We start from the raw sequence: 21657 nt of genomic DNA on the forward strand, positions 1-21657 counted from the left end.
CGCGCACGTCCGGAGGACGACCCTGCCGGTTTGTGACACTGGCAGAGCCATGAAGTCCCTTGCTCGCACCCGGTCCGCAACCGCCCCTCCCGGTGTCGTCGCCACCGCCCGCGTCGCCCGCCGCGCCGGCGCGCTGCTGCCGCGCCTGCGCCCCGGCGACGTCGCGGTCATCGACCACCTCGACCTCGACCGCGACACCGCCCGGGCGCTCCTCGACGCCGGTGTCGGCGCCGTCCTCAACGCCTCCCCGATGCTGTCGGGGCGCTATCCCAGCCAGGGCGCCGCCCTCCTCGCCGACGCGGGCGTGCTGCTCGTCGAGGACGCCGGGGCGGCGCTGCTCGCCGACGTCCGCGACGCCAGCGTCGTGCGCATCCACGACGGTGTCGTGCACGCCGGCGCCGAGCCGGACGCACCCGCCGTCGCCACCGGTCAGGTGGTCGACGCCGAGACCCTGCGCGCCCGCATGGAGCGGGCCCGCCTCGGTCTCACGGCCCAGCTGGACAGCTTCACCCGCAACGCCGCGGAGTTCCTGCGCCAGGAGGAGGGCCTGCTGCTGCACGGCCGCGGTCTGCCGCGGCTCGCGACCCGGATGGCGGGGCGTTCGGTCGTCGTCGTGGTCCAGGGCCACGACCACGCCGCGGAGCTGCACGCCGCCCGCGTCTGGCTGCGCGAGCAGGCGCCGGTCGTCGTCGCGGTCGGGCGTGCCGGCGACGACCTGCGCGAGCGCCGGCAGCGGGTGGACGTCCTGGTCGTCGACGCCGCCGACGAGGCGGCGATGCCCTCGGCGCAGACCCTGAAGTCCGCACGCGAGGTGGTGCTGCGCGTCGAGCGCGGCCGCGCCGCCCCCGTCGACCCGCTGATGAGGATGGGCATCAGCCCCTCCGTCGTCACCACCGGGGCGACCGCCGAGGACGTGGCGCTGCTGCTCGCCGCCGCCGGCGACGCCGCGCTCGTCGTCGGGGTGGGGATGAACGCCACGCTCACCGAGTTCCTCGACCGGCAGCGCTCCGGTCTCCCCAGCACCTTCCTCACCCGTCTCAAGCTCGGCCCGCTCCTGGTCGACGCCGCCGCGGTGCCGCGGCTCTACTCCGGGCGGGTACGCCCCCACCACCTGCTGCTGGTGATGCTCTCCGGCCTTGTCGCCCTCGCGGCCGCCGTCGGAGTGACGCCGGTCGGGCAGGAGTGGTTCGACCAGCTCTCCACACTCTTCGAAGGAATCCTGGGTTGATCTCCTACCGCCAGCACGTCGTCTCGCTCGTCGCCGTCTTCCTCGCCCTCGCCGCGGGGGTGGTGCTGGGCGGGGGCCCGCTCAGCGACCTCGGCCGCGACGACTCCGCCACGGCCGCGGACACCCTCGACGCCGGCGACCAGCGCACCCTCGCGTTCGCCGAGCAGTTCGCCGCCACCGCCGCTCCGCAGCTGTACGACGGGGGACTGCGCCAGCGCTCGGTGGCCCTGCTCACCGCGCCCGGTGTCGACGAGGAGGCCGTCACCGGGCTCACCGCCCAGATCGAGGCCGCCGGCAGCAGCGTCGCCGGACGCTACGACCTGGGCACCGAGCTGCTCTCCGGCTCCTCCAAGACCCTCGTGGACACCCTGGGCACCCAGCTGGTCGAGCAGGTCGAGAGCGGCCTGGTCGACGCCGAGGCCACGACGTACGTGCGCATCGGCCAGCTCCTGGGCCGCGCCGTGGCCAGCACCGGCAGGCCCGAGCGCCCCGGCAGCGATGCGGAGACGGTGCGCCAGAGCCTCGTCGCCGCGGAGCTGGTGACCGCGTCCGACGAGGACGCGCGCCTGGCGCCGCTGGTGCTGCTGGTGCTCGGCGAGGACGCCGAGCCCACCGTGCTCGCCGGCCTGGTCTCCGGTCTGGCCACGACCGCGACCGGCGTCGTGGTCGCCGGTGACGCCGCCTCGGCCGCGAACGGCGACCTCGCCGACCTGCGCGAGGACCCGGCCGCCACCCAGGTCACCACCGTCGACGGCGTGGAGACCGTGCTCGGCCAGGTGAGCGCCGTACTGGCCCTCGTGCGTGAGATCGACGGCACAGGCGGGTCCTTCGGTGCGTCGGGTGAGGCAGGACCGGTCCCTCTGGGATAGCATGGAATCCCGTGAAGCCCGGGACCCAGACCAAGCACATCTTCGTCACTGGAGGCGTCGCCTCCTCGCTCGGCAAGGGACTCACGGCCTCGAGCCTGGGCCGCTTGCTGCGATCGCGCGGACTCCGCGTGACCATGCAGAAGCTCGACCCCTATCTCAACGTGGACCCGGGGACGATGAACCCCTTCCAGCACGGTGAGGTCTTCGTCACCAACGACGGAGCCGAGACCGACCTGGACATCGGCCACTACGAGCGATTCCTCGACACCGACCTCAACCAGATCGCCAACGTCACGACCGGCCAGGTCTACTCGAGCGTGATCGCCAAGGAGCGCCGCGGCGACTACCTCGGCGACACCGTGCAGGTGATCCCGCACATCACCAACGAGATCAAGGACCGGGTCCGCGCCATGGCCGGCGAGGGAACCGACACCGTCGACGTGGTGATCACCGAGGTCGGCGGCACGGTCGGCGACATCGAGTCGCTGCCGTTCCTCGAGGCGGCGCGCCAGGTGCGTCACGACGTCGGACGCGACAACTGCTTCTTCATCCACGTCTCGTTGGTGCCCTACATCGGCCCCTCGCGCGAGCTCAAGACCAAGCCCACCCAGCACTCGGTCGCCGCCCTGCGCCAGGTCGGCATTCAGCCCGACGCGATCGTGTGCCGCTCGGACCGCGAGCTGCCCGACAGCATCAAGGCCAAGATCGCGCTGATGTGCGACGTCGACACCGAGGCCGTCATCACCTGCGCGGACGCGCCGTCGATCTATGACATCCCCAAGGTGCTGCACCGCGAGGGTCTCGACGCCTACGTCGTACGCCGCCTGGACCTGCCGTTCCGCGACGTCGACTGGAGCCTGTGGGACGACCTGCTGCGCCGGGTGCACCACCCGAAGGAGGAGGTCACGGTCGCGCTGGTCGGCAAGTACATCGACCTGCCCGACGCCTACCTCTCGGTGGTCGAGGCGCTGCGCGCCGGAGGCTTCGCCAACGAGGCCAAGGTGAACATCCGCTGGATCGCCTCCGACGAGTGCGCCACCCACGAGGGCGCGGCGCGCCACCTGCACGACGTCGACGCGATCTGCGTGCCCGGCGGCTTCGGCATCCGCGGCCTCGAGGGCAAGCTCGGCGCCCTGACCTACGCGCGCACCAACAAGATCCCCACCCTCGGGCTGTGCCTGGGCCTGCAGTCCATGGTGATCGAGTACGCCCGCACCGAGCTCGGCCTGACCCAGGCCGGCTCCACCGAGTTCGACCCGCAGACCCCCGAGCCGGTCATCGCCACGATGGCCGAGCAGGTCGACATCGTCGAGGGCGGCGGCGACCTCGGCGGCACCATGCGCCTGGGTCTCTACCCGGCGGTCCTCAAGGAGGGCTCGGTCGTGCGCGCGACGTACGGCGCGGCGCGCATCGAGGAGCGGCACCGTCACCGCTACGAGGTCAACAACGCCTACCGCGACCGCCTCGAGAAGGCCGGCCTGGTCTTCTCCGGCACCAGCCCCGACAACACCCTCGTGGAGTTCGTCGAGCTGCCCCGCGAGGTGCACCCGTACTACGTCTCCACCCAGGCGCACCCCGAGCTGCGCTCGCGCCCGACCCGCCCGCACCCGCTCTTCGCCGGACTGGTGAAGGCGGCGCTGGCGCGCAAGGACGAGCTCCGCTTCCCGATCGAGGAGTCGGCCACGGCCGAGGCCTGACACGCCACCGCGGGGCCACGCCAGGCATCGCGGCATGGGGGCCGGCTTGTACCGTGCCCCCATGACCGCGATCCCCACCCCGATCTCCGACGTCGACGAGCGGTGGCCGGTGGTGCGCAGCGCAGACCTGCACCGCGACGACTGGATCATGGCGCTGCGCGCCGACTGGGTGGACCGCCCCGACAGCCCCGACGAGGAGCCGTTCCGGCGCGTCGTGCTCGAGCACCCGGGCGCGGTCATCGTGCTCGCGGTCGAGGAGGGTGACGACGGACCCCGGGTGCTGTGCCTGTGGCAGTACCGCCACGCGGTCGGCCGCCGCTTCCTCGAGCTGCCCGCCGGGCTGTGCGACGTGGAGGGCGAGGACCCGCTGCTGGGCGCGCAGCGCGAGCTGCGCGAGGAGACCGGGTACGTCGCCGACGAGTGGCAGCACCTCACCTCGGCGTACACCTCACCGGGGATCCTCTCCGAGGTCGTGCACATCTACCTGGCCCGCGGTCTGCACGAGGTGGGGCGCGGGGACTTCGTGCCGCACCACGAGGAGGCCGACATGCAGGTGGTGTGGGTCCCCGCCGAGGATCTCGTCGAAGGTGTGCTGTCCGGACGCGTCACCGACGCGCCGGTGATCATGGCCACCCTGATCGCCCGCGGCCGCGGGCTGCTGGGTGGCACGTCGAGCGAGAGGAGCGTGGCACGGTGAAGATCGGGGTCCCCACCGAGGTCAAGGTGCACGAGTACCGCGTCGCGATCACGCCGGTCGGCGTGCACGAGCTGGTGGCCGCCGGCCACGAGGTCCTCATCCAGGTCGGCGCCGGGGCCGGCTCGCTGATCCCCGACGAGGAGTACGTCGCCGCCGGCGCGCGGCTCTGCGCGGACCCCGACGAGCTGTGGGGGAGCGTCGACCTGGTGCTCAAGGTCAAGGAGCCGGTCGCCGAGGAGTACCACCGGCTGCGCCCCGGCCTGCTGCTGTTCACCTACCTGCACCTGGCCGCCGACCAGCGCCTCACCGAGGAGCTGGTGGCGCGCGAGGTCACCGCCATCGCCTACGAGACCGTGCAGCTGTCCTCCGGCTCGCTGCCGCTGCTGTACCCGATGTCGGAGGTCGCGGGCTGCCTGGCGCCGCAGGTGGGCGCGCACGCCCTGCTGCGCGCCGAGGGCGGACGCGGCGTCCTGCTCGGCGGGGTCGGCGGCGTCGCGAACGCCAAGGTCGTGGTGATCGGTGGCGGGGTGGCCGGGCAGAACGCCGCCAACATCGCGCTCGGCATGGGCGCGGACGTGACCATCCTCGACAACGACCTGGACAAGCTGCGGATGTCGTTCTGGCGCTACCAGAACCGCGTGCACGGCCTGGCCTCCTCCGGCCTGGCGATCGAGCAGCAGGTGATCCAGGCCGACCTGGTGATCGGGTCCGTCCTGATCCCGGGCGCCCGGGCGCCCAAGCTGGTCAGCAACGAGCTGGTCGCCGCGATGAAGCCCGGCTCGGTGCTCGTCGACATCGCCGTGGACCAGGGCGGCTGCTTCGAGGACACCCGGCCCACCACCCACGCGGACCCGACGTACACGGTGCACGGCTCGACGTTCTACTGCGTGGCCAACATGCCGGGCGCGGTGCCGAACACCTCGACCTATGCCCTCACCAACGCCACGCTGCCCTACGTCGTCGCGCTCGCCGGCAAGGGCTGGCACCGCGCCTGCACCGAGGACGGCGCGCTGGCGCGCGGCCTGAGCACCCACGCCGGCCGGCTGACCAACGCCGCCGTCGGCGAGGCGACCGGGATCCAGGCCATCGCGGTGACCGAGGCGCTCGCTGCCGGTGGCTGAGGTCTCCCGGGCGGTCCGCACCTACCTCGACCACCTCTCCGTCGAGCGCGGGCTGGCCGCCAACACGCTGCAGTCCTACCGTCGCGACCTGCGCCGCTACAGCGCGCACCTGGCCGCGGTCGGCATCGCCGACCTCGACGAGGTCACCGAGGCCACGGTCGCCGAGTTCCTGGCGCGGCTGCGCGAGGGCGACGAGGAGCACCCGCCGCTGAGCGCGACGTCCGCGGCCCGCACGGTCGTGGCCGTCCGCGGCTTCCACCGCTTCGCGGTCGCCGACGGGCTGGCCCAGGCCGACCCTGCCGCTGCGGTGAAGCCGCCGACCCCGGCCAAGCGGCTGCCCAAGGCGCTGCCGCTCTCCGACGTGGAGGCGATCCTCGAGGCCGCCGGCGCGCCCGGCACCGTGCTGGCCCTGCGCGACCGGGCCCTGCTCGAGGTGCTCTACGGCACCGGGGCGCGGATCTCCGAGGCCGTCGGCCTCGACGTCGACGACCTCGACTGGGGCCCCGCGGGCCCGGAGGCCTCCGGCGACGGCACCGTGCTGCTGCGCGGCAAGGGCGGCAAGGAACGCCTGGTCCCCGTGGGCTCCTACGCCCGCGAGGCGGTCGCCGCCTACCTGGTGCGCGGTCGGCCCGCGCTCCTCGCCGAGGGGCGGGGGACACCCGCGCTCTTCCTCAACGCGCGCGGCGGCCGGCTCTCGCGCCAGTCGGCCTGGGCGGTGCTCACCAAGGCCGCCGACCGGGCCGGCGTGACGCGCGACGTCAGCCCGCACACGCTGCGCCACTCCTTCGCCACGCACCTGCTCGACGGCGGCGCCGACGTGCGCGTCGTGCAGGAGCTCCTGGGGCACGCGTCGGTGACCACGACCCAGGTCTACACACTGGTCACCGTGGACAACCTCCGCGAGGTCTTCGCGACCGCACATCCGAGAGCACGGGACTGATGACTGAGACCAAGACCGACGGCGCCGCATGGGTCCCCCGGGTCGACGACCCGGACCGGGTCTACGAGGCGATCAGCGACTGGGCCGCCCGCCAGGGCCTCGCGCTGTACCCGCACCAGGACGAGGCGATCATCGAGCTGCTGGGCGGCAACAACGTGGTGCTGGCGACCCCGACCGGCTCGGGCAAGTCGCTGGTCGCCATCGGCGCGCACGCCGCCGCGCTGGCCGGTGACCGGGTCAGCTTCTACACCGCGCCGATCAAGGCGCTGGTGAGCGAGAAGTTCTTCGCGCTGTGCGAGGTGTTCGGCGCCGAGAACGTCGGCATGCTCACCGGCGACGCCTCGGTGAACGCCGACGCCCCGATCATCTGCTGCACCGCGGAGGTGCTGGCCAACCTGGCGCTGCGTGAGGGCGCGAGCGCCGACGTGGGGCTCGTGGTGATGGATGAGTTCCACTTCTACACCGAGCCCGACCGCGGCTGGGCCTGGCAGGTGCCGCTGCTGGAGCTGCCGCACGCGCAGTTCCTGCTGATGTCGGCCACCCTCGGCGACGTCAGCGAGCTGGCCGCCGACCTGACCACGCGCAACGGGCGCGAGACGGCCATCGTCGACGACGCCGAGCGCCCGGTGCCGCTGACCTTCAGCTATGCCCTGACCCCGCTCGCGGAGACCGTCGAGGAGCTGGTCACGACGGGGCAGTCCCCGGTCTACGTCGTGCACTTCACCCAGGCCGCGGCCGTCGAGCACGCCACCTCGCTGCTCTCGCCGTCCTCGGGGATCGGCCAGCCCAGCAAGGAGGTGCGCGACGAGATCGCCGAGCGGATCGGTGCCTTCCGCTTCGGCGCCGGCTTCGGCAAGACCCTGTCCAAGCTGCTGCGCCGCGGCATCGGCGTGCACCACGCCGGCATGCTGCCGCGCTACCGCCGCCTGGTCGAGCAGCTGGCCCAGAGCGGGGTGCTACGCGTCATCTGCGGCACCGACACCCTCGGCGTGGGCATCAACGTCCCGATCCGCACGGTGCTGTTCACCGGGCTGGCCAAGTTCGACGGCAACCGCCAGCGGATCCTGCGCAGCCGCGAGTTCCTGCAGATCGCCGGGCGCGCGGGCCGGGCCGGCTACGACACCGCCGGCTACGTCGTGGTCCAGGCGCCCGAGCACGTCATCGAGAACGAGCGCGCCAAGGCCAAGTCGGCCGCCAAGAACGCCGCGAACCCGAAGAAGAAGTCCAAGGCCCAGCTCAAGAAGCCGCCGGAGGGCGCGGTGGTGTGGAGCGAGCAGACCTTCGACAAGCTCGTCTCCGGCCAGCCCGAGCAGCTGGTCTCGCGGATGAAGGTCGACAACTCCATGCTGATCAACGTCCTCGCCCGCGAGGAGGACGCCTTCGCGGTGATGCGCCGCCTGCTGACCGACAACCACGAGGACGTGCGCCAGCAGCGCCGCCTGGCCCGGCGCGCGCTGCGGCTGGCCCGCTCGCTCCTGCACTCGGGGGTGATCACCCGCCTGGACGAGCTCGACGAGCACGGGCGCCGCTACGTCCTCACCGTCGACCTGCCGGCCGACTTCGCGCTCAACCAGCCGCTCGCGCACTTCGCGCTCGCCGCCCTCGACGTGCTCGACCCGGACTCCCCGGACCACGCCCTGGACGTGGTGTCGGTCATCGAGAGCGTGCTGGACGCGCCGCGCCAGATCCTGTTCGCCCAGCAGCACGCCGCGCGCGGCGAGGCGATCGCGGAGATGAAGGCCGACGGGCTGGAGTACGACGAGCGGATGGCGCTGCTGGAGGAGATCACCTGGCCCCAGCCGCTGGCCGAGCTGCTCGGCGCGACGTACGAGATCTACCGCCAGCGCCACCCGTGGCTGCCCGAGGACGCCCTCGGTCCGAAGTCGGTGGTGCGGGAGATGTACGAGCAGGGGATGAGCTTCACCGACTTCGTGCGCCGCTACCAGCTGGCCCGCTCGGAGGGACTGGTGCTTCGCTACCTCACCGATGCCTACCGCACGCTGCGCCAGACGGTGCCGGAGGCGCACCGCACCGCCGAGCTGGAGGACCTCCAGGAGTGGCTGGGGGAGACGGTGCGCCAGACCGACTCCTCGCTGCTCGACGAGTGGGAGGCGCTCACCGACCCGGCCGCCGTGGCGGTGCGCGCCGCGGAGCTCGCGCATGCGGGGACGCCGACCTCCGCGCGCCCGATCTCGCGCCAGGAGCGCGCCTTCGCGGTCATGGTGCGCAACGCGATGTGGCGGCGCGTCGAGCTGGTCGCCCGCGACGACCTCGACGGCCTGATGGCCCTCGAGCGCGCCGCCGCGGACCGCACCGAGCCGGCCCGCGAGGTGGTGATGACCCGCTCGCGCTGGGACGAGGCGATCGAGGCCTACTACGCCGAGCACGACCGGGTCGGCACCGACCAGGACGCGCGCGGACCCCAGCACCTCGTCGTGGAGCACGCCACCGGCGTACCGCTGGGCGTGGACCCCGACGAGCACGCCGAGGCCCGGCCGGGCGGCGCCCGGCTGTGGCGGGTGCGCCAGACCATCGCCGACCCCGAGGGCCACCACGACTGGCTCATCGAGGCCGTCGCCGACCTCGACGCCTCCGACGAGGCCGGGGAGCTGGTGCTGGCCACGGAGGCGATGCGGCGGCTGTGAGCGCATGCAGCGCGGAACCGGTCGCCCCGTAGGGTCGGGGCATGAGTGAGATCGACGTCGCCGACGCACCCGAGAACAGCCGCTACGAGGCCCGGATCGACGGGGAGCTGGCCGGCTTCGCCGACTACGTGCTGCGCGAGGGCCGCATCGTGTTCACCCACACCGAGGTCGACGACGCCTTCGAGGGCAAGGGCGTCGGCTCCGCGCTCGCCCGCGGCGCGCTGGACGACGTACGCCGCTCGGGGGAGCGCGACGTGGTGCCGATGTGCTCCTTCATCAAGGGCTGGATCGACAAGCACCCGGACTACGCCGACCTGGTCGCCGACCCGGTCTGAGCGCGTCGTACCGGCGGCGCCGCCACACGCACCGACCTCGGGTCATCTCCTCCACAGCTCTGTGCACAGGGGAGGGGTGGCCTGTGCAGGGTGCGCCTGCGCTCTGCACAGATGTCCGCACGGGTGCCCCCGTGTGGGTGAGAGCGCTTGTGAGGCGTCGGCGGGCGGTCCTAGGCTCCCCCGCAAGTCGGTCACAAGTCGTCGTGTCGACATAATGGGACGGGAGCAGCAGATGAGCGATGGCGGTTTCCGTTCCGGGACAGGCGCCCCGGACATGCCCCCGCTGGTGCGCGCCCCGCGCCCCACCCCGCCGCCACCACCGACCACTTCCGGAGATGACCACGTGTCCGACCCCCTGCCGTTCGAGCAGCCCCTGGTGCCCGAGCGCCCCGCCGCCGCCCCGACCTCCGAGGTCGTGATCGGCCCCACCGGGCGCCCGATGCCGGTGATCCCCGAGCCGAAGCCGCTCACCGAGCACGGCAACGCGCGGGTGATCGCGATGTGCAACCAGAAGGGCGGCGTCGGCAAGACCACCACCACGATCAACCTCGGTGCCGCGCTCGCCGAGTACGGCCGCAAGGTGCTGCTCGTCGACTTCGACCCGCAGGGCTCGCTCTCGGTGGGCCTCGGCCTGAACCCGCACGAGATCGACCTCACCGTCTACAACCTGTTGATGGAGCGCGACGTCGACGTCGACGACGTCATCGTGCCCACCAACGTGCCGGGCATGGACCTGCTGCCCTCCAACATCGACCTGTCCGCCGCCGAGGTGCAGCTGGTCCACGAGGTCGCCCGCGAGCAGACCCTCCAGCGGGTGCTGCGCCCGGTCATCAAGGACTACGACGTCGTCCTGATCGACTGCCAGCCCTCCCTCGGCCTGCTCACCGTCAACGCGCTCACTGCCTCCGACGGCGTGATCGTGCCGCTGGAGTGCGAGTACTTCGCGCTGCGCGGCGTGGCGCTGCTGAAGACCACCATCGACAAGGTCCAGGAGCGGCTCAACCCGCGCCTGGAGGTCGACGGCGTGCTCGGCACCATGTTCGACGGGCGCACCCTGCACGGGCGCGAGGTCATGGACCGTCTCGTCCAGGCCTGGGGCGACAAGGTGTTCCACACCGTCATCCGGCGCACCGTGAAGTTCTCCGACTCCACCGTCGCCGGGGAGCCGATCACGTCCTACGCCTCGAGCTCGACGGGCGCGGAGGCCTACCGCCAGCTCGCCCGGGAGGTGCTCGCACGTTGTCTCGACGGGTGAGCCTGCCCTCGGCCGACGACCTGTTCCGGCCGACCGTTCCGCAGCCCGAGATGGCGGCCCCGCCCCGGGCGCCGGCGGTGCGCGCCGTACCCGACCAGGTCCGCGCCGCGGACGCCGAGCCGGAGACCGAGCCCGCCGCGAAGCAGCGGACGCCGCGCAAGCCCAGCGGCCGGGTGCGCCACGACGAGAAGATGACCGTCTACGTCACCTCCGAGGAGCTGCTCGAGATCGAGCACGCGCGCCTCTCGCTGCGCCGCACCCACGGCCTGGCCGTGGATCGCGGCCGGCTGGTGCGTGAGGCGGTCTCGCTGGTCCTCGCGGACCTCGAGGCCAACGGCGAGGACAGCATCCTCGTGCGCCGGCTGACGGAGGGATGACCACGTCCGCCGACACCTCCGGCACCTCCACGGCGACCGGGGCCGTGGCGGCGACCGGGTTCGAGGTGCGGCTGGACAACTTCGAGGGCCCCTTCGACCTGCTGCTCCACCTGATCGCCAAGCACAAGCTCGACGTCACCGAGGTCGCGCTGTCGCGGGTGACCGACGAGTTCATCGCCCACGTCAAGGCCGGTGGCCCGGTGTGGGACCTGGAGCAGACGACCTCGTTCCTGCTGGTCGCCTCGACCCTGCTCGACCTCAAGGCCGCGCGGCTGCTGCCGCAGGGTGACGTGGAGGACGAGGAGGACCTGGCGCTGCTGGAGGCCCGGGACCTGCTCTTCGCCCGCCTGCTGCAGTACAAGGCGTTCAAGAGCGTCGCCGCGGTGCTCGCCGAGCGGCTCTCGGGGGAGGCCCGCCGCCACCCGCGGGCGGTCGGCCTGGAGGAGCGGTACGCCGGGCTGCTGCCCGAGGTGCTCATCGGGATCGGGCTGGAGCAGTTCGCCGCCCTCGCGGCGCGCGCGCTGGCCCCCAAGCCGGTGCCCGAGGTGCGCCTGGACCACATCCACGCGCCGCAGGTGAGCGTGCGCGAGCAGGCGGAGATCGTGGTCGAGCGGCTGCGCCGGCACGGCGCGATGACGTTCCGGGCACTGTGCGGGGACTCCCCGGACCGGCTCACCACCGTGGCCCGGTTCCTGGCCCTGCTCGAGCTCTTCCGCGAGAGCGCGGTCGGGTTCGAGCAGCTCACGCCGCTCGGCGAGCTCACCGTGCGCTGGACCGGCGAGGAGCAGACCGACCTCGATGAGCTGATCAACGACGAGTTCGACGGGGCCCCGCCCGAGGCGCCCACCGAGGGGGAGCAGCCATGAGCGAGCACACCGACGACACCGCCGCCGCGCCCGAGGTCGAGCCGGCCGCGCTGCGCCCCTCGCTCGAGGCGGTGCTGATGGTCGCCGACCAGCCGCTGGACGCGCCCACGCTGGCGACGGCGGTCGGGCACCCGGTCGAGGACGTCGTGGCCGCGCTCCAGCTCCTCGCCGAGGAGTACGCCGAGCAGGGCCGCGGCTTCGAGCTGCGCCACGTGGCCGGTGGCTGGCGCTACTACACCCGCCCCGAGCACGCAGCGGTCGTGGAGCGCTTCGTGCTGGAGGGCCAGCAGGCCCGGCTGACCCAGGCGGCGCTGGAGACCCTCGCCGTGGTCGCCTACCAACAGCCGATCTCGCGCGCCCGGGTCTCCGCGATCCGTGGGGTCAACGTCGACGGTGTGATGCGCACCCTGATCACCCGCGGCCTGGTGGAGGAGGCCGGCCGGGACCAGGAGACGGGTGCGAACCTGTACCGGACCACGGGATACTTCCTGGAGCGGATCGGCGTCACCGCGCTGGAGGACCTCCCCGAGATCGCGCCGTACCTGCCCGACATGGACGATCTCGAGGAGGAGCTGGCCGCGATGGCCGCGCCCTTCGCCGTCCCCGAGCCGCCGCCCGCACCCGAGCACACCCCCGACACCGCACCCGACACTGCACCCGACATCGGCAGCACCCACCCGAAGGACATGACGACGTGAGCCCCCAGATCGAGACCGACGACGACGGCCTGATCCGCCTGCAGAAGCTGCTGGCGCAGTCCGACGTGGCCTCCCGGCGCAAGTGCGAGCAGCTGATGCTCGACGGCCTGGTGGTGGTCGACGGCGAGGTGGTCACCCGCCTGGGCGCCAAGGTGGACCCGCGCACCGCCGTCATCCACGTCGACGGCAAGCGGCTGCCGCCGATCTCGGAGAAGGTCTACCTGGTGCTGAACAAGCCCCGCGGCGTGGTCTCCACGATGTCGGACCCCGAGGGCCGGCGCACGATCTCCGACCTGGTCGCCGACCGCCCCGAGCGGCTCTTCCACGTCGGCCGCCTCGACACCGACACCTCCGGGCTGCTGCTGCTCACCAACGACGGCGACTTCGCCAACCGGATGGCGCACCCCTCCTACGAGGTCGACAAGACCTACGTCGCGGAGGTCGAGGGCATCGTCAGCCGGGCCACGGTCAAGCGGCTGCTCGACGGGGTGACCCTCGAGGACGGCCCGGTCACGGTGAAGCGGGCCAAGCTGGTCGGCGGCAACCAGAAGGCGTCGGGCAGCTCGATCATCGAGCTGGTCATCCACGAGGGCCGCAACCGGATCGTGCGGCGCCTCCTCGACGAGGTCGGCCACCCGGTACGCCGCCTGACCCGCACCGCCTTCGGGCCGGTGCTGCTGATGGGGATGAAGCCCGGCGACATCCGCGAGCTGAGCCGCGAGGAGCTCGGGCTGCTGCTCGACAGCGCCAGCCTCTGAGGCTGGTCTCGGGCACTGACGACGCCGCGCCCCCCGTCGTACCGTGGGGCGATGGGCAGGCCGGTCCACCCCGCGCTCGCGCCGTACGTCGCCTCGCTGACGGCCTACGACGTCGACCTCGGCGCGCCCGGGGTGCACCGGGGCCTGCCCGGGACCACGCTCACCCTCGTGCTGCCGGCGGGGGAGCCGCTCGACGTCGGGTGGGCCGGCCGGCCGGAGACCCGGGCGCGGCGCTGGTCAACGCTCTCGGGCCTGCACGCCCACCCCGCGCAGATCCACCACGACGGCCACCAGGCCGGGGTGCAGCTGGCGCTGACGACCGCCGGCGCCCGGGCGCTGCTGGGCGTCCCCGCGGCCGCACTGGCGGGCACCCTGGTCGAGCTCGAGGACGTCGTCCCGGCCCTGTGGGACCTGCCCGAGCGGCTCGCCGGGGTCGGTCCCGAGCAACGCGCGGCGCTGGTGCAGCAGGTCCTGCTGGCCCGGCTGGGCCGGTCGGGCCGTGCGGCGCGGCCGCCACGGGCCGAGGTCGGGCGTGCCCTGGCCGCGCTCACCCGCGGCCTGCGCGTGGAGGAGGCCGCCGCGGAGGTCGGCTACTCACGGCGCCACCTCGCGACCCTGGTGCGTGCCGAGTGCGGTCTGACCCCGCGCGACGTGCGCCGCCTGGCCCGGTTCGAGCGCGCCCGGGCCGGCCTCGGCCGGGCACCTCTCGCCGAGGTCGCGCACCGCTGCGGGTACGCCGACCAGGCGCACCTGACCCGGGAGTGGGGAGCCCTGGCCGGGTGCGCGCCCACGACCTGGCTGCGCGAGGAGTTCCCGTTCCTCCAAGACCCCGAGGTCGGCGCGGACGCAGGCTGAGGACATGACCCACGCATCCGACATCCGTCTCTGGCACACCCTGACCTTCGCCGACGCCGACGCGGCGATGACCTGGCTCCGCGCGATCGGCTTCGTCGAGCACGCGACGTACCGCGACGAGGCCGACCCGGCCCTCGTCATGCACGCCGAGTGGGTGTGGCCCGAGGGCGGCGGGATCATGTTCGGCAGCCGGCGCCCCGGGGCCGCGGTCGACAACGCGGGCGGCTCGGCCGCCTACCTCGTCACCGCCGACCCCGACGCCGTCTTCGACAAGGCGGTCGCCGCCGGCGCGAGCGTGCTGCGCGAGATGGTCGAGCAGGACTACGGCGGTCGCGGCGGCAGCGTGGCCGACCCGGAGGGCAACCACTGGTCCTTCGGCGACTACCAGCCCGGCGGGGCCTGAGGCGTCCGGCGTCGCGCACCCCGCCGAGCGGCCGGGCCGGCCGCCAGTAGCCTTGTCCGGTCAGAAGAGGCCGAGGCAGGGAGCGACGTGGGGCACGCAGGCACGGACGCGCAGGACGCACCCTTCGGTCCGGTGGAGATCGTGGGCGCCGGGCTGCTCGGCACCTCGGTCGGGCTGGCCTGTCGCCGCTCCGGCGTCGAGGTCCTGCTCACCGACATCTCCTCCGAGCACGTCCGCACCGCCTCCGGCCTCGGCGCCGGGCGCCCGCGCCGGGCCGATGACCGACCCGCGCTGGTCGTGGTCGCGGTCCCGCCCGACCACCTCGGTACGGCGATCCGCGAGGCCCTGGACCGTACGGCGGGCACCGGCGCGGTCATCACCGACGTCGGCTCGGTCAAGAGCGGACCGCTGGCCGCCGTGGCCGACCACCCCGACGTCGCCCGCTACGTGGGCAGCCACCCGATGGCCGGCTCCGAGCGCTCCGGCCCGCTCGCGGGCAGCGCCTCGCTGTTCGACGGCCGTCCCTGGGCGATCACGCCCCATCTCGACTCCGACGTCGAGGCAGTCGAGCTCGTCGAGGAGATGGTGCGTCTGTGCGGGGCCACCCCGGTCTGGCTCACCCCCGAGGAGCACGACCGCGCGGTCGCCCGCACCTCCCACGTCCCGCACCTGGTGGCCGCGACCGTCGCCTCCCGCCTGGCCACCGCCCCGGAGAACCACCTCGCGCTGTCCGGCCAGGGCGTCCGCGACGTCACCCGGGTCGCCGGGGGCGACCCCGCGCTCTACGGCCAGATCGTCACCGGCAACGCCGAGGCGGTGCTCGCCCTGCTCGGCGAGGTGCGCGAGCAGCTGGACCGCGTGATCGCGGCGGTCGGCGCGGGGGACCGCGACGCGCTCGAGTCGCTGCTGGCCGAGGGCGTCGCCGGCACCCGAGCCATCCCCGGCAAGCACGGCGGACCCCCGCGGCCCATGGGCTCGGTGTGGGTCTCGGTGCCCGACGTCGCCGGCGAGCTCGCACGGCTGCTCGCCGACGCGGTCGCCAGCGAGGTCAACATCGAGGACATCCGCATCGACCACGATCCCGCCCGGCCGGTCGGACTGGTGGAGCTGCTGGTCGAGGAGTCGCGTGTCGAGCATCTCCTCGGGTCCCTGGAGTCTCGCGGCTGGGTCACCCACAGGTAGGCTCACCCCCTGTGAGCAACGGGATCGTCAACGGAATCGTCGTGGCCGTGGACGGCCCCTCCGGCTCGGGAAAGTCCAGCACCTCCCGGGCGGTGGCCGCCCGGCTGGGTCTGCGCTACCTCGACACCGGGGCGATGTTCCGCGCGATGACCTGGGCGATGCTGCGCGACGGCGTCGACATCCACGACCCGGTCGCGGTCTCCGAGCACGCGCTGGAGCCGCACCTCGAGTCCGGCACCGACCCGCTCGCCCCCACGATCTCCGTCGACGGCACCGATGTCGCCGAGGCGATCCGCACCGAGGAGGTCACGCGCGCCGTCAGCCCGGTCAGCGCGGTGCCCGACGTACGCGCCCGCCTGCTGGAGCTCCAGCGGGCCGCGATCGCGGAGGCGCTGAGCGCCGGCCCCGGCATCGTGGTGGAGGGCCGTGACATCGGCTCCGTGGTCGCCCCGGACGCACCGGTCAAGGTCTACCTGACCGCCGACCCCGCCGCGCGGGCCGCCCGCCGCGCCGCCGAGGAGGGCGGCTCCGACCTCGCTGCGACCGAGCAGCTGCTGCTGAGCCGGGACCGGATCGACTCCTCGCGGGCCACGGCCCCGCTGGTGCGCGCCGACGGCGCCGTCCACATCGACACCACGCCGTACACGCTCGACGAGGTGGTCGACCAGGTCGTCGCGCTGGTGAGAGCGGTCGGGTGAGCAGCCCCGTCCCGGCGCGACCGTGCACCGACCACGGGGCGCTACCACGCAGCACGAGCGTGCGGCACCCGTTCCGGGGCGCGCTGCACAGCCCGCTGCGCCCGCTCTCGCGGTTCCTGGTCCGGCGCCGCTACGACGTGCGCGTGCACGGCAGCGGGCTGATCCCGCGCACCGGCCCGGTGATCTTCGCGGCCAACCACATCGGCGTCGCCGACGGCCCGTTCCTGGCGATCTTCGCCCCGCACCGCCCGGTGCACGCGCTCACCAAGATCGAGATGTTCCGCGGCGCGCTGGGTGCCTTCCTGCGCTTCGCCGGGCAGATCCCGCTGGACCGCTTCAACAGCGATCCGCGGGCGGTGAAGACCTGCCTGCGGGTGCTGCGCGACGGCCACCCGGTCGGGGTCTTCCCCGAGGGCCGGCGCGACGCCGGCAACCTGGCCCGCTTCCACCGCGGCGCGGGCTACCTGGCGCTGGTCTCCGGCGCGCCGGTCGTGCCGGTCGTCATGCTGGGCACCCGCCCGCCCGGCGGGCACCGCTCGTCGCTGCCGCCGAAGGGCGGTCGCGTCGACCTGGTGTTCGGCCGCCCCTACCACTGTGATCCTGTCCCGTGGCCACGAACCCGGGAACAGGTGGAGCACACGTCGTTGTTGCTCCGTGAGCACATGCTGGTCCACCTGGACCACGCCCTGGCTCTGACCGGGCAGACGCTGCCCGGTCCGTTGCCGGGAGACGAGAAGGACCCAGACCCCGACACCGGGGTCACCGACCGAGGAGCACCATGACCGAGGGCCACGACCTGCCCGAGCACGACACCCACCCGACGATCGACGGGGGCGCGTCCGGACCGGTGCCCGTCCTTGCCGTCGTGGGACGCCCGAACGTCGGCAAGTCGACGCTCGTGAACCGCATCATCGGCCGCCGTGAGGCGGTCGTGGAGGACGTCCCCGGCGTCACCCGCGACCGGGTGTCCTACGACGCCAACTGGAACGGGCGCGCCTTCACCGTCGTCGACACCGGCGGCTGGGACCCCGACGCCCAGGGCCTCGCCCTGTCGATCTCGGCGCAGGCCGAGGTCGCCGTCAGCCTCGCCGACGCCGTGCTGTTCGTCGTCGACGCGACCGTCGGGATCACCGACTCCGACGAGGCGGTCGTCAAGATCCTGCGCAAGTCCGGCAAGCCGGTCGTGCTGGCCGCCAACAAGGTCGACGACCAGCGGACCGAGGCCGAGGCCTACGGGCTGTGGAACCTCGGCCTCGGCGAGCCGTACCCGGTCTCGGCGCTGCACGGCCGCGGCTCCGGCGACATGCTGGACGCCATCCTGGCCGCGCTGCCCGAGCCGCCCCCGCGGGGCGAGGCGGAGGTCGGCGGTCCGCGCCGGATCGCGATCGTCGGCAAGCCGAACGTCGGCAAGTCCTCGCTGCTGAACAAGCTCGCGGGGGAGAACCGCGTCGTCGTCGACAACGCCGCCGGCACCACCGTCGACCCGGTCGACGAGCTCATCGAGCTGGGCGGCACGACCTGGCGCTTCATCGACACCGCCGGCATCCGCAAGCGCGTGAAGTCCGCGTCGGGCCACGAGTACTACGCCTCGCTGCGCACCACGACGGCGATCGACCGCGCCGAGGTGGCCGTGCTGGTCGTCGACGGCGGGCAGTCGATCTCCGAGCAGGACATCCGGATCATCCAGACCATCCGCGACGCCGGCCGCGCCCTGGTCATCGCGTTCAACAAGTGGGACCTGGTCGACGAGGAGCGCCGCTACTACCTGGAGCGCGAGATCGAGCGTGAGCTCGTGCAGGTGCAGTGGGCGCCGCGGATCAACATCACCGCGCGCACCGGCTGGCACGTGGACCGGCTGGTGCCGGCCCTGGAGAAGGCGATCGCCGGCTGGGAGACCCGCGTGGGCACCGGCGCGCTCAACACCTTCCTGGGCCGCCTGGTCGCCGAGCACCCGCACCCCGTGCGCAGCGGCAAGCAGCCCAAGATCATGTTCGGCACCCAGCCGACCACGGCGCCGCCGACGTTCGTGCTGTTCACCTCCGGCAAGCTCGACGCCTCCTACGAGCGCTTCATCGAGCGTCGGCTCCGCGAGGAGTTCGGCTTCGCCGGCACCCCGATCGTGATCCAGCAGCGGGTGCGCGAGAAGCGCAAGCGCTGAGGTCCCGCGACCGGTCCGACGACCGGCTCGCGCACGGCTCCGGACGGCCGGGGCGGCACCCGCCGCCCCGGCCGTCGCCGTTCGGGAAGGACCTCGGACATGTCGGGGCAAGCGGTCAGGGACTGACCGCTTCGGCTCCTAGCGTGGTCGGTATGACACAGCACACCCGAACCCCCGACCCCACGACCCTCAGCGCCGAGCGCCGCGACCTGCTGGACCTGCTGGGCAAGCACCGCGGCTTCCTGCGCTACGCCGTCTCCGGTGTGAGCGACGAGCAGGCCGCGACCCGACCGACCAGGAGCGAGCTGTGCCTCGGCGGCGTGCTCAAGCATGTCTCGGCCGCCGAGCGGACCTGGGCCGACTTCGTCGTCAACGGCCCGGGGGAGCCGGTCGACTGGGAGTCGATCGACTGGACCGACCCGCCGCCCGAGGTGCTCGCCCACCAGGCGGAGTTCGAGATGACCGGCGACGACACCGTCGCCGGCCTGCTCGCGGCGTACGACGACGTCGCCGCGGCCACCGACGCGCTGGTGGCCACCGTCGACCTCGACCGGGCGCAGCCGCTGCCGCAGGCGCCGTGGTTCGAGCCCGGCGCGTCCTGGACGGCCCGGCGAGCCTTCCTGCACATCGTCGCCGAGACCGCCCAGCACGCCGGTCACGCCGACATCATCCGCGAGACGATCGACGGCCAGAAGACGATGGGCTGACGCGCCGGCCGGACACCCCGGTCGAGCGGACTCGACCGGGGTGTCCGCTCGGTGCTCAGACGCTGATCGCGGCGTGGCCCTCGCCCTCGCCCTCGGAGCCGCCGGTGATCTGGATCTTGCGCGGCTTGGCCTTCTCCGCGACGGGCACCACCAGGCGCAGCATGCCGTCGGCGTAGGTCGCCTCGATCCGCTGCAGGTCGAGGTTGTCGCCGAGCACCAGCTGGCGGCTGAACACCCCGGTGGGGCGCTCGGAGGCGAGCATCTCCGCGTCACCGGCGCGCGTGGTGCGCTCGGCGCGGATGGTGAGCACGTTGCGCTCGACGTCGAGGTCGATGCTCTCGCGGGACACGCCGGGAAGGTCGAACTCGATGACGAACCGGTCGCCCTCCCGCCACGCGTCCATCGGCATGACCGCCGGGCGGTTCGTGGTGCCGAGGACCTGCTGGGCGAAGCGGTCGAGGTCACGGAACGGGTCGGTCGTACGAAGCAACATCACGGGTCCTCCTGACGGGCGCGGTCCGCGACCTGGGGTCTGCGGATCTGTAACGGCTGTTAGAGATTTCTTATACTCACAACATGACGTCGACGCAAGCGGGAGAACGCCGCCGCGGCGTGTTCGCGATCTCGGTCGCCGCGGACATGGTCTCCATGCAGATCCAGAACCTGCGTGTCTACGAGCGCCGCGGCCTCGTGGAGCCGGACCGCACCCCGGGCGGCTCGCGCCTCTACAGCCCCGAGGACATCGAGCGGCTGCACCGCATCCGCGACCTGCTCGCCGACGGGCTCAACCTGGCCGGCGTCGCACGCGTGCTCGCCCTGGAGGAGCGGGTGCGGGTGCTCGAGGAGCGGGTGCGCCGGTGCGACGCCGCGCACCGGGACTGAGCGCGGGCATCCGCACGGGCTGCTCGGGTACCGGCAGGGCACCCCCACCCAGCCCCGACACCGGAGGTACGCAGTGCGAGCAGTCACGTGGCAAGGCCGGCAGGACATGCGCGTCGAGGAGGTCCCCGACCCCACGATCCAGGAGCCGACCGACGCGATCGTGCGCATCACGAGCACCGGGCTGTGCGGATCCGACCTGCACCTCTACGACCCGCTGACGCCGTTCATGACCCCCGGCGACATCGTCGGGCACGAGCCGATGGGCGTCGTCGTGGAGGTCGGCCCCGGCGTCCGCGAGCTCAAGGCCGGCGACCGGGTGGTCGTGCCGTTCAACGTCAGCTGCGGCTCGTGCTGGATGTGCTCGCACCAGCTGCACAGCCAGTGCGAGACCACCCAGAACCGCAGCCAGGGCACCGGCGCCAGCCTGTTCGGCTACAGCAAGCTCTACGGCCAGGTGCCCGGCGGGCAGGCGGAGTACCTGCGCGTCCCGTTCGCCGACTTCCTGCCGGTCAAGGTGCCCGAGGGCCCCGACGACGAGCGCTTCCTCTACCTCTCCGACGTGCTACCCACCGCCTGGCAGGGCGTGGAGTACGCCGCGGTGCCCGACGGCGGCACGCTGCTGGTGCTGGGCGCCGGGCCGATCGGTGACATGGCCGCCCGGATCGCGCTGGACCGCGGCCACCGGGTCGTGGTCGCCGACCGGGTCCCCGAGCGGCTGCACCGCGTCGCGGCACGAGGCGCCGAGGCGGTCGACATCTCCAAGATCGACGACGTGCCCGGCCTGATCCGCGAGCTCACCGACGGGCGCGGCGCCGACTCCGTGATCGACGCGGTCGGCATGGAGGCGCACGGCTCGCCGATCGCGGAGACCGCCCAGAAGGCGCTCGGCCTGCTGCCCAAGAAGGTCCAGGGTGCGGTGATGACGAAGGCAGGCATCGACCGCCTCAGCGCGCTCTACCTCGCGATCGAGAGCGTGCGGCGCGGCGGCACCATCTCGATCTCCGGGGTCTACGGCGGCGCCGCCGACCCGATGCCGCTGATGCAGATGTTCGACAAGCAGCTCCAGCTGCGGATGGGCCAGGCCAACGTGCGCGCCTGGACCGACGACATCCTCGAGGTCCTGAGCCAGGACGAGGACAGGCTCGGTGTCGAGACGTTCGCCACCCACCGGCTGCCGCTGGCCCAGGCACCGGAGGCCTACGCGAAGTTCCGCGACAAGGCCGACGGCATGGTGAAGGTCGTCTTCAAGCCCTGAGCCCAGCGCACGTCCCGAGGCCGAGCCGGTC

General features: G+C 73.1%; 23 protein-coding genes. 22 read left to right on the forward strand and 1 reads right to left on the reverse strand.

The features are described from left to right. The first annotated feature begins 49 nt into the window (after positions 1-49). From steA to HBO46_RS08795, 20 genes are all read left to right on the forward strand, one after another. The gene (steA, locus tag HBO46_RS08700; protein WP_166138854.1) at positions 50-1228 is read left to right on the forward strand and encodes a putative cytokinetic ring protein SteA; all 1179 of its coding nucleotides are present in this window, start codon (positions 50-52) and stop codon (positions 1226-1228) included. Continuing rightward, positions 1225-2097, forward strand: a complete 873-nt coding sequence (locus HBO46_RS08705; RefSeq protein ID WP_166138851.1) for a copper transporter — start codon at positions 1225-1227, stop codon at positions 2095-2097. Before steA ends, HBO46_RS08705 begins: the two co-directional genes overlap by 4 nt. 11 nt (positions 2098-2108) lie before the next feature. Beyond that, a complete protein-coding gene (locus HBO46_RS08710; RefSeq protein WP_166138849.1) occupies positions 2109-3794 on the forward strand; it encodes a CTP synthase in 1686 nt (561 codons plus the stop codon). 61 nt (positions 3795-3855) lie between these two features. Beyond that, positions 3856-4491 (forward strand): NUDIX domain-containing protein, encoded by a 636-nt coding sequence (locus tag HBO46_RS08715; protein ID WP_166138846.1) that lies wholly within the window; start codon positions 3856-3858, stop codon positions 4489-4491. Continuing rightward, positions 4488-5612 carry an alanine dehydrogenase gene (gene ald / locus HBO46_RS08720; protein ID WP_166138843.1) on the forward strand — a complete coding sequence of 375 codons (1125 nt, stop codon included), beginning with the start codon at positions 4488-4490 and terminating at the stop codon, positions 5610-5612. Before HBO46_RS08715 ends, ald begins: the two co-directional genes overlap by 4 nt. Next, entirely contained in the window at positions 5605-6552 is a 948-nt protein-coding gene (gene xerD, locus HBO46_RS08725; protein ID WP_166138841.1) for a site-specific tyrosine recombinase XerD, read from the forward strand. Before ald ends, xerD begins: the two co-directional genes overlap by 8 nt. After that, positions 6552-9197, forward strand: coding sequence for a DEAD/DEAH box helicase (locus HBO46_RS08730; RefSeq protein ID WP_166138838.1), 2646 nt, complete (start codon positions 6552-6554; stop codon positions 9195-9197). The genes xerD and HBO46_RS08730 overlap by 1 nt, the downstream gene beginning before the upstream one ends. 41 nt (positions 9198-9238) lie before the next feature. Continuing rightward, entirely contained in the window at positions 9239-9532 is a 294-nt protein-coding gene (locus HBO46_RS08735) for a GNAT family N-acetyltransferase (protein ID WP_166138835.1), read from the forward strand. A 343-nt stretch (positions 9533-9875) separates the two neighbouring features. Further along, positions 9876-10787 carry a ParA family protein gene (locus HBO46_RS08740; RefSeq protein WP_449866944.1) on the forward strand — a complete coding sequence of 304 codons (912 nt, stop codon included), beginning with the start codon at positions 9876-9878 and terminating at the stop codon, positions 10785-10787. Next, positions 10772-11164: a hypothetical protein gene (locus HBO46_RS08745; RefSeq protein ID WP_166138834.1), complete on the forward strand. Its 393-nt coding sequence runs from the start codon at positions 10772-10774 to the stop codon at positions 11162-11164. The genes HBO46_RS08740 and HBO46_RS08745 overlap by 16 nt, the downstream gene beginning before the upstream one ends. After that, positions 11161-12030 (forward strand): segregation and condensation protein A, encoded by an 870-nt coding sequence (locus tag HBO46_RS08750; RefSeq protein WP_166138831.1) that lies wholly within the window; start codon positions 11161-11163, stop codon positions 12028-12030. The genes HBO46_RS08745 and HBO46_RS08750 overlap by 4 nt, the downstream gene beginning before the upstream one ends. Then, the gene (gene scpB, locus HBO46_RS08755) at positions 12027-12728 is read left to right on the forward strand and encodes an SMC-Scp complex subunit ScpB (RefSeq protein WP_166138828.1); all 702 of its coding nucleotides are present in this window, start codon (positions 12027-12029) and stop codon (positions 12726-12728) included. The genes HBO46_RS08750 and scpB overlap by 4 nt, the downstream gene beginning before the upstream one ends. After that, positions 12725-13486 carry a pseudouridine synthase gene (locus HBO46_RS08760; protein ID WP_166138826.1) on the forward strand — a complete coding sequence of 254 codons (762 nt, stop codon included), beginning with the start codon at positions 12725-12727 and terminating at the stop codon, positions 13484-13486. The genes scpB and HBO46_RS08760 overlap by 4 nt, the downstream gene beginning before the upstream one ends. Before the next feature lie 51 nt (positions 13487-13537). Next, the gene (locus HBO46_RS08765) at positions 13538-14341 is read left to right on the forward strand and encodes a helix-turn-helix domain-containing protein (RefSeq protein ID WP_166138824.1); all 804 of its coding nucleotides are present in this window, start codon (positions 13538-13540) and stop codon (positions 14339-14341) included. A 4-nt stretch (positions 14342-14345) separates the two neighbouring features. Continuing rightward, positions 14346-14744, forward strand: coding sequence for a VOC family protein (locus tag HBO46_RS08770; protein WP_166138821.1), 399 nt, complete (start codon positions 14346-14348; stop codon positions 14742-14744). 132 nt (positions 14745-14876) lie between these two features. After that, positions 14877-15926 carry a prephenate dehydrogenase gene (locus HBO46_RS08775; protein WP_224769453.1) on the forward strand — a complete coding sequence of 350 codons (1050 nt, stop codon included), beginning with the start codon at positions 14877-14879 and terminating at the stop codon, positions 15924-15926. 11 nt (positions 15927-15937) lie between these two features. Beyond that, complete coding sequence (gene cmk, locus HBO46_RS08780; RefSeq protein ID WP_224769454.1) at positions 15938-16624, forward strand: (d)CMP kinase; 687 nt, start codon at positions 15938-15940, stop codon at positions 16622-16624. After that, the gene (locus tag HBO46_RS08785; RefSeq protein ID WP_166138815.1) at positions 16621-17406 is read left to right on the forward strand and encodes a lysophospholipid acyltransferase family protein; all 786 of its coding nucleotides are present in this window, start codon (positions 16621-16623) and stop codon (positions 17404-17406) included. Before cmk ends, HBO46_RS08785 begins: the two co-directional genes overlap by 4 nt. After that, positions 17403-18782 (forward strand): ribosome biogenesis GTPase Der, encoded by a 1380-nt coding sequence (der, locus tag HBO46_RS08790; RefSeq protein ID WP_166138813.1) that lies wholly within the window; start codon positions 17403-17405, stop codon positions 18780-18782. The genes HBO46_RS08785 and der overlap by 4 nt, the downstream gene beginning before the upstream one ends. 152 nt (positions 18783-18934) lie before the next feature. Further along, a complete protein-coding gene (locus tag HBO46_RS08795) occupies positions 18935-19489 on the forward strand; it encodes a DinB family protein (RefSeq protein ID WP_166138811.1) in 555 nt (184 codons plus the stop codon). A 55-nt stretch (positions 19490-19544) separates the two neighbouring features. Here the strand turns inward: HBO46_RS08795 and HBO46_RS08800 are convergent, their stop codons facing one another. Continuing rightward, the gene (locus HBO46_RS08800; protein WP_166138808.1) at positions 19545-19982 is read right to left on the reverse strand and encodes an Hsp20/alpha crystallin family protein; all 438 of its coding nucleotides are present in this window, start codon (positions 19980-19982) and stop codon (positions 19545-19547) included. 83 nt (positions 19983-20065) lie between these two features. Between HBO46_RS08800 and HBO46_RS08805 the strand changes: the two genes are divergently transcribed. Continuing rightward, the gene (locus HBO46_RS08805) at positions 20066-20371 is read left to right on the forward strand and encodes a MerR family transcriptional regulator (protein ID WP_166138805.1); all 306 of its coding nucleotides are present in this window, start codon (positions 20066-20068) and stop codon (positions 20369-20371) included. Positions 20372-20477: 106 nt separating this feature from the next. Beyond that, complete coding sequence (locus tag HBO46_RS08810) at positions 20478-21626, forward strand: alcohol dehydrogenase catalytic domain-containing protein (RefSeq protein WP_397187174.1); 1149 nt, start codon at positions 20478-20480, stop codon at positions 21624-21626. Positions 21627-21657 lie beyond the last annotated feature (31 nt).

This window comes from Nocardioides ochotonae, assembly GCF_011420305.2.
GTDB classification, from domain to species: Bacteria; Actinomycetota; Actinomycetes; order Propionibacteriales; family Nocardioidaceae; genus Nocardioides; species Nocardioides ochotonae.

What these genes read in the sequence shown, in the direction of transcription:
- scpB (WP_166138828.1), top strand. Translation starts at nt 12,027, where the DNA reads ATGAGCGAGCACACCGACGACACCGCCGCCGCGCCCGAGGTCGAGCCG.
- HBO46_RS08735 (WP_166138835.1), top strand. Translation starts at nt 9,239, where the DNA reads ATGAGTGAGATCGACGTCGCCGACGCACCCGAGAACAGCCGCTACGAG.
- der (WP_166138813.1), top strand. Translation starts at nt 17,403, where the DNA reads ATGACCGAGGGCCACGACCTGCCCGAGCACGACACCCACCCGACGATC.
- HBO46_RS08810 (WP_397187174.1), top strand. Translation starts at nt 20,478, where the DNA reads ATGCGCGTCGAGGAGGTCCCCGACCCCACGATCCAGGAGCCGACCGAC.
- HBO46_RS08715 (WP_166138846.1), top strand. Translation starts at nt 3,856, where the DNA reads ATGACCGCGATCCCCACCCCGATCTCCGACGTCGACGAGCGGTGGCCG.
- HBO46_RS08730 (WP_166138838.1), top strand. Translation starts at nt 6,552, where the DNA reads ATGACTGAGACCAAGACCGACGGCGCCGCATGGGTCCCCCGGGTCGAC.
- steA (WP_166138854.1), top strand. Translation starts at nt 50, where the DNA reads ATGAAGTCCCTTGCTCGCACCCGGTCCGCAACCGCCCCTCCCGGTGTC.
- HBO46_RS08750 (WP_166138831.1), top strand. Translation starts at nt 11,161, where the DNA reads ATGACCACGTCCGCCGACACCTCCGGCACCTCCACGGCGACCGGGGCC.
- HBO46_RS08805 (WP_166138805.1), top strand. Translation starts at nt 20,066, where the DNA reads ATGACGTCGACGCAAGCGGGAGAACGCCGCCGCGGCGTGTTCGCGATC.
- HBO46_RS08800 (WP_166138808.1), bottom strand. Translation starts at nt 19,982, where the DNA reads ATGTTGCTTCGTACGACCGACCCGTTCCGTGACCTCGACCGCTTCGCC.
- HBO46_RS08765 (WP_166138824.1), top strand. Translation starts at nt 13,538, where the DNA reads ATGGGCAGGCCGGTCCACCCCGCGCTCGCGCCGTACGTCGCCTCGCTG.
- HBO46_RS08795 (WP_166138811.1), top strand. Translation starts at nt 18,935, where the DNA reads ATGACACAGCACACCCGAACCCCCGACCCCACGACCCTCAGCGCCGAG.
- HBO46_RS08770 (WP_166138821.1), top strand. Translation starts at nt 14,346, where the DNA reads ATGACCCACGCATCCGACATCCGTCTCTGGCACACCCTGACCTTCGCC.